This window comes from Pseudoalteromonas sp. SG44-1, from assembly GCF_014164315.1.
In the GTDB taxonomy this organism is placed as follows: domain Bacteria; phylum Pseudomonadota; class Gammaproteobacteria; order Enterobacterales; family Alteromonadaceae; genus Pseudoalteromonas; species Pseudoalteromonas rhizosphaerae.
Genome location: NZ_JACJEW010000033.1, coordinates 49,785 through 56,286, shown reverse-complemented (window position 1 = coordinate 56,286; position 6,502 = coordinate 49,785). Strand labels below are relative to the sequence as shown.

The following is a 6,502-nucleotide window of genomic DNA, read 5'->3' as shown; positions in this document are numbered from 1 at the left end:
GTCACTCAGTTTAAATTGAGACTCTAAATTTGTTTGCCTCACTACCTAAGTAGCTTGGCTGTTAGAACTCAATCTGTACGAGTGCCCACACAGATGATTGCTTTATATTGTTAAAGAACGTTGCGATTAAAGCGTTTAACTTTATCTCGCTAGGGCTGCGCATATTACGCTTTCCTATTTTTTTGTCAACACTTAATTTTAAACTTTATCAAAAGTCTAAACTCAAGTTTTACTCGACTAACTGATTAACTCTTGCAGCTTAAGCGTTGCTGTCTGCCGTCTCAGTGGGGTCGCATTATAGGGCGCGGCGAATTTTACGCAAGCGTTTTTATCATTAAATTCGCATTTATTTTATACCCTCAAGATACCCAAAAGAAACTGACACCTTACCCACAGAAGCCTGTGGATAACCTCGTTTTTTTCATCGTTTCACTAAACTATCTGCTTTGCTTATGGTAAGTTGCCCGCTGTTTTTTAAACTCGTTCATTAGGCATATAACATGATAGATATAATAAATAGTATTAGTGGGCTGCTTTGGGGTCATATTCTCGTCTACCTATTAATAGCGGCAGGACTCTTTTTTACTATTAAACTCAAGTTCATTCAATTTGTTCAATTCCCCCACATGATTAAAGTCATGTTCAATTCTCGTCAGTGTGATAAAAACGGTATTTCATCTTTCCAAGCTTTTTGTACTTCCTTAGCCGCACGTGTTGGTACCGGAAATATGGCTGGTGTTGCTGTTGCACTGTATTTAGGTGGTGCTGGGGCTATTTTCTGGATGTGGCTAATTGCCTTAATAGGTATGGCAACGAGTTTTGCAGAAAGTACTTTGGCTCAAGCTTATAAGATTCGTGATGAACATGGTAACTTCAGAGGAGGCCCTGCTTATTATATGGAATATGGTTTGGGCAAACGTTGGATGGGGGTGATTTTCTCACTCTGTTTGATATTGGCATTTGGCCTAGTATTCAATGCAGTGCAATCTAACTCTATAGCCGCTGCATTTAAAGTCGCTTTTGACATTCCAAACTATGTTGTTGGTTTAGTACTAGTCGTTGGCTCTGGCATTATTATATTTGGTGGCCTGAAAACTATTTCTCGCTTTGCAGAGTTGGTTGTACCATTTATGGCATTAGCTTACTTACTTGTAGCTTTATATGTGTGCGCTATTAATGCAGAGCAATTACCGACTGTATTTATGCGTATTATTAATAGTGCATTTGGAATTGAGCAAGCGGGTGCCGGTGCGATTGGTTATGGCGTTATGCAAGCAATGATCCAAGGAATAAAGCGCGGCTTATTCTCAAATGAAGCAGGTATGGGTAGCGCAGCAAATGCGGCAGCGACTGCGACGCCAAATCCGCCCCACCCTGCCTCACAAGGTTATGTGCAAATGCTTGGTGTATTTATTGATACGGTTGTTATATGTAGTGCAACAGCCGCGCTGATTTTGCTCTCTGATCAATTAGTAGCTGACTCAGGTGTAACTGGTATTGCATTAACTCAGGCTGCTCTTGAAGAACATGTTGGAAGCTGGGGCACAATCTTTGTTGCGATTGCTATATTATTCTTTGCTTTTACCTCAATTGTTGCTAACTATTCATACGCAGAAACTAATCTATTATTCTTAGAGCATAATCATGAGCATGGTATGTTGATCTTTAGACTTATAGTATTAGGTATGGTGATGTTTGGCTCTGTGAGTGAACTGGGGTTGATCTGGACCTTAGCTGATATTTCGATGGGCCTCATGGCAATCGTGAATGTTATTGCACTGTTTATGTTATCAGGCGTGGTGATCTGGCTTGCGAACGACTACACCACACAGCGCAAAGCTGGCAAATTACCAACATTTGATCCAACCAAAAATACTCAGCTTGATCAAACCATCCCGAAAGGGATTTGGCATAAAAAGTAAATAAGCTTATTTACAATCAAAGAGGGAGTCTATGTGCTCCCTTTTTTGATCAAAATAATAATGCCTTAGTAGTTATTCAGATTTGCTATCACAAGCGTCTAATATATTCATCGCTAAAGCACGGCCCTTATTGAGTGCTTTATAAATCTGGCTACAGCTTCAACAATGCTTCAACAATGCTTCAGCGAAGCGCCACACAGGAGTGTTGCTCTGAATCTATTGGGTATGCATGCGGCTGCAATTGGCATAGTGACGCTTTACTGTTCTCAGCATTGGCCATTTATCAAGCGTCACCACAAAAGTAAAGCCTGCTGCTTTTTATACCAATCTGCCAAATTATGTGATCTAATTAGCGCACAGATACTTATCTACTTTTACTGAATTGAACTTAAAAGAATCCAAACAACTTTTAGTTTTATCACGTAAAGAGCCTAATGCAAGAAAACGCATACGCCTGCTTGCTGTTTCATTATTCTTTGAGGGGGGAAACAGAACGAATATTGCTAAGCGGCCAAATACAGCACGCTGCAGTGTCAAAAATGGATTTCAAACTACCTTAACAATTGAGTTGGATACGACAACACTGTCTATCTAATCGTGTATTTAGTGGTTATGAAGAAATAGTCGAACAGGTTTCGCAAGCGTGGAATAAATTCATCTCCGTCCCTGATACGGTTAAAATTATATGCTCTAGAGATTGGATCAAATTTACTTAATCTTTATGCAGATTGGTATTAGTGTTAGTTAAGCTAATTTCTCTGGCATCAATCAACAAAGTGATTTGCGTATATTTTGGTATTAAGATTGTCCGTACGCGCTATGGATAAAAGTTAAACGCATACAAAAGCTATAAGGTGAAAGTTTAATTTAATAGATAGATAAGCAATTTGGGGTGTGTTTTTTTACGCTGTAGGTATAAATGAAGTAATAGTGAATATAAAGTGGTGCCCGAGGCCGGACTTGAACCGGCACGACTTGTTAGTCGAGGGATTTTAAATCCCTTGTGTCTACCAATTCCACCACTCGGGCATCGAGTTTGCTAATTAAAGCGTGTGGAGTAATTATTTGGAGGCGGAACCCGGAGTCGAACCGGGGTAAACGGATTTGCAATCCGGTGCATGGCCACTCTGCCATTCCGCCTAAATGTAACAAATAATTTGGAGCGGCACACGAGGCTCGAACTCGTGACCTCGACCTTGGCAAGGTCGCGCTCTACCAACTGAGCTAGTGCCGCATAAAACTTTGTCAGTAATTTGTACGTTGGTGCGCGACTATGTCGCGGTAAACGTTCTGGCAACTGAGCTAGTGCCGTATAATTAGATATAATTCTTTGTAAGAAATATTTTTTATCGCCCTTAAATTACCTTGGTTGAGTAATTTAAAGTGGTGCCCGAGGCCGGACTTGAACCGGCACGACTTGTTAGTCGAGGGATTTTAAATCCCTTGTGTCTACCAATTCCACCACTCGGGCATCGAGTTTGCTATTTAAAGCAAGTGGATAAAACTAATATGGAGCGGCACACGAGGCTCGAACTCGTGACCTCGACCTTGGCAAGGTCGCGCTCTACCAACTGAGCTAGTGCCGCATCATATTAATTCTAATTACTACATTTTTAAAAGTTACATTTGGTATATGTAACTAAACCACAAAGTGGTGCCCGAGGCCGGACTTGAACCGGCACGACTTGTTAGTCGAGGGATTTTAAATCCCTTGTGTCTACCAATTCCACCACTCGGGCATCGAGTTTGCTAATTAAAGCGTGTGGAGTGTTGATTGGAGGCGGAACCCGGAGTCGAACCGGGGTAAACGGATTTGCAATCCGGTGCATGGCCACTCTGCCATTCCGCCTCAATACTGGGTAACCTTTGATAAACTGGAGCGGCACACGAGGCTCGAACTCGTGACCTCGACCTTGGCAAGGTCGCGCTCTACCAACTGAGCTAGTGCCGCATAACGCATGTAAGTATTAATATGTTTCATCGCAACCTTGTCGCGGTAAAACATTCTAGCAACTTAACCAGTGTCACTTTGTTTATCTAGGGGGCTATGCCCTCTCAACACGGACGCATTCTACAGAGATTATTAAACGCGTCAATACAAAAAATGCTAGTTTTGAACTGTTTGATTATTTTTTATCTAAAACGGTGCGTTATTATACGTTTAGAGTCAATTTTTAGTCAATTCAGACCACGCTGCTATCAAATATTGCAGCATAGAAGTAACCGTTAAGAAGGTCGCAATGTAAAGTAAGCCATAACTTAAGTACATCATCCAACTATCGTATTGCCAAATGAGTCCAATAATAGCTAACATTTGCGCAGCAGTTTTAAACTTACCCATATTTGATACAGCTACATTACCACGCTTGCCTTGCTCTGCCATCCATTCTCGAAGTGCTGAGATAACAATTTCTCTGCTTATTATGATTAAAGCAGGAATAGTCATATACATTGATTGATAATAACTAGCTAAAGCAACCAATGCTGTACACACCATCACTTTGTCAGCAACAGGATCTAAGAATGCACCAAATGGCGTAGACTGCTCAAGCTTGCGCGCTAGATAGCCATCAAGAATATCAGTGATCGATGCAAGCCAGAAAATAAAAGCTGCAGCAAAGAAAGCCCATGAATAAGGCAGATAAAATACCACCAAAAAAATGGGGATAAGAAAAAGTCTAAATGTTGTGAGTGTGTTTGGAATATTCCACATAACTACTTGGGGATGTCTTTTTTTCTATATTCGCACGAAGGGCTAGCCCTTGTCATGCAAATGGTTAAATATCTTCTCAGCCATGTCAGAGCTGATCCCGGGTACTTGCTTTAATTGATCTATATTAGCAGCTTTTACTCCCTGCATACCCCCTAAAAATTTTAATAATGTTTGGCGTCGTACCGAGCCGATACCACCTATCTCTTCTAATAGTGATTGAGTGCGTTGTTTTTGCCGCTTGTTACGGTGCCCTGCAATAGCAAAGCGATGTGATTCATCGCGAATATGTTGGATCAAATGTAGCGCTGGTGCGTCTGAATCCATTGGGATTGTTTTCCGGCCACCATCAATTAATAGTGTTTCAAGGCCTGGCCTACGACTGGTGCCTTTTGCCACACCGACTAACAGCGGCATTTTTGCATGTGGCCAATTAGCAAAGTACTGCTCGGCACGAGAAAGTTGTCCTTTACCACCGTCGATAAAAATCACATCAGGAATTTTATCTTCGTCAACCAACTTGTTGTAACGCTTGTTTAACGCAAACTCCATTGCAGCATAATCATCACCTCCAGTGATCCCTGTGACATTAAAGCGTCGATATTCTTTATTATTCGGTCCTTGCGAATCAAACACCACACAACTGGCAACTGTGTTTTCTCCCATTGTATGGCTGATATCAAAACATTCCATACGATTAATATCATCAAGCCCTAACGTCGCTTTAAGTTGTGCGTAACGCTTATTAATCGAATCCTGAGTGCTTTGCTTCACGGTAATACTATTAAGCGCATTCTTATTAGCGAGCTGTAAGTATTGCGCACGCTCACCGCGTGTAACTGTTTTTAAAGTTACTTTGCGTTCACTCACTTGGCTTAATGCTTCACTGAGTACATCAACTTCATCAAGTGCAAATGGCAAAATAACTTCTTTAGCAATTCGCCCTGTTGCACCTGGCGCTAAATAATATTGCCCAAGAAATGAAGCCAGTATTTCTTGTGGCTGTGAATCTTTCGGTACTTTTGGAAAGTACGTTTTGCTACCGAGTACTTTATGATCGCGGATCATCAACAAATGAATGCCATTAAGGCCATTTAAATGAGCAAAACCCACAACATCCATTTCGGCATAATTACCTGATATTGATTGTTGCTCTTGCATTTTACGCAGTAGCATTATTTGATCGCGTACTTTAGCTGCCAATTCAAATTGCAAAGCGTGGCTCGCAGCTTCCATTTTAGAGATCAACGCTGCGATGACTTCATGAGATTTGCCAGTCAAAAATTTACGTACAAAATCAACTTGCTGATTGTATTCATCGTCACTCACTTCATTCACGCAAGGTGCAGAACAACGTTTTAGCTGAAATTGCAAACAAGGTCGACTGCGAACGCGATAATACGCATCTTCACATTGACGAACAGGAAATATTTTCTGCATTAACCGCAAACTTTCAGAGACAGCGCCAGCGCTTGGAAATGGCCCAAAATACTCGCCTTTCACTTTGCGGCTACCGCGATGAAATGCAAGTCTTGGATGTTTGTGAGCAGTTAATAAAATATACGGATAGGATTTATCATCACGCAGTAAAATATTGTAACGTGGCTGATATTTTTTTATTAAGTTATTTTCAAGCAGTAAGGCTTCGGTTTCAGTATTGGTTAAAGTGATGTCAATATCACTAATGTTACTGACTAAAGCGCGAGTCTTGCCATCCGTGACATTGCTACGAAAATAGCTACTAACACGTTTTTTAAGGTTTTTAGCTTTACCAACATAAATAACTTTATCATCACTATCAAGCATCCGATAAACGCCGGGTTCGCTTGATAGTGTTTTTAAGAAATGGGCGTGATCAAATTCTGCCATG

General features: G+C 41.0%; 3 protein-coding genes and 8 tRNA genes. 1 reads left to right on the top strand and 10 read right to left on the bottom strand.

Features of this window, described 5'->3' with window-relative positions; translation table 11 throughout:
* Positions 1-500: 500 nt before the first annotated feature.
* Entirely contained in the window at positions 501-1,922 is a 1,422-nt protein-coding gene (locus H5187_RS15390) for a sodium:alanine symporter family protein (protein WP_182740048.1), read from the top strand.
* 942 nt (positions 1,923-2,864) lie between these two features.
* On the opposite strand, the gene H5187_RS15385 is transcribed toward H5187_RS15390, so the two are convergent.
* The 10 genes from H5187_RS15385 to uvrC all read right to left on the bottom strand — a co-directional run bounded on the left by H5187_RS15385 (position 2,865) and on the right by uvrC (position 6,501).
* Positions 2,865-2,951: transfer RNA gene (locus tag H5187_RS15385), tRNA-Leu, on the bottom strand.
* 37 nt (positions 2,952-2,988) lie between these two features.
* A tRNA-Cys gene (locus H5187_RS15380) sits at positions 2,989-3,062 on the bottom strand.
* Between the two features lie 18 nt (positions 3,063-3,080).
* Positions 3,081-3,156: transfer RNA gene (locus tag H5187_RS15375), tRNA-Gly, on the bottom strand.
* A 150-nt stretch (positions 3,157-3,306) separates the two neighbouring features.
* A tRNA-Leu gene (locus H5187_RS15370) sits at positions 3,307-3,393 on the bottom strand.
* A gap of 39 nt (positions 3,394-3,432) precedes the next feature.
* Positions 3,433-3,508: transfer RNA gene (locus H5187_RS15365), tRNA-Gly, on the bottom strand.
* 66 nt (positions 3,509-3,574) lie between these two features.
* Positions 3,575-3,661, bottom strand: a tRNA-Leu gene (locus tag H5187_RS15360).
* 36 nt (positions 3,662-3,697) lie between these two features.
* A tRNA-Cys gene (locus H5187_RS15355) sits at positions 3,698-3,771 on the bottom strand.
* Between the two features lie 26 nt (positions 3,772-3,797).
* Positions 3,798-3,873, bottom strand: a tRNA-Gly gene (locus tag H5187_RS15350).
* 216 nt (positions 3,874-4,089) lie between these two features.
* A complete protein-coding gene (gene pgsA / locus H5187_RS15345; protein WP_145242294.1) occupies positions 4,090-4,635 on the bottom strand; it encodes a CDP-diacylglycerol--glycerol-3-phosphate 3-phosphatidyltransferase in 546 nt (181 codons plus the stop codon).
* A gap of 42 nt (positions 4,636-4,677) precedes the next feature.
* The gene (gene uvrC, locus H5187_RS15340; protein ID WP_145242296.1) at positions 4,678-6,501 is read right to left on the bottom strand and encodes an excinuclease ABC subunit UvrC; all 1,824 of its coding nucleotides are present in this window, start codon (positions 6,499-6,501) and stop codon (positions 4,678-4,680) included.
* Between the last annotated feature and the right edge of the window lies 1 nt (position 6,502).